Consider the following 335-nt stretch of genomic DNA (forward strand, 5'->3'; position numbering starts at 1 on the left):
GTTGGCCGCCCTTCACTTCCGGCAACAACGCCTGAAGTACCGACGGCGCCAGTTGCAGGATGCTGATCCGGTGATCGGCCACTTCGCTCCAGAGCAACGACAGGTCATCGCTCAGTGCCGGGCTGGCGAGCACCAGTTGCGCGCCGTTGAGCAGCGGCAGCCAGAACTCCCAGACCGAGGCGTCGAAGCTGAACGCGGTCTTCTGTAGCACGCGGTCATGCGGCGCCAGTTTCAGCTCGTTCTGCATCCACAGCATGTGGTTGGTCAGCGCGCCGTGGCGGATTTCGACGCCCTTCGGTCGCCCGGTCGAACCGGAGGTGTAGATCACATAGGCA

Annotated in this window: 1 protein-coding gene; it reads right to left on the minus strand. The window is 63.6% G+C overall.

All coding sequences use genetic code 11. The features are described from left to right. The coding region (locus DM374_RS32890) for an AMP-binding protein (RefSeq protein WP_157969835.1) at positions 1-335 on the minus strand (335 nt) is incomplete at both ends.

Source organism: Pseudomonas huaxiensis (assembly GCF_003231275.1).
In the GTDB taxonomy this organism is placed as follows: domain Bacteria; phylum Pseudomonadota; class Gammaproteobacteria; order Pseudomonadales; family Pseudomonadaceae; genus Aquipseudomonas; species Aquipseudomonas huaxiensis.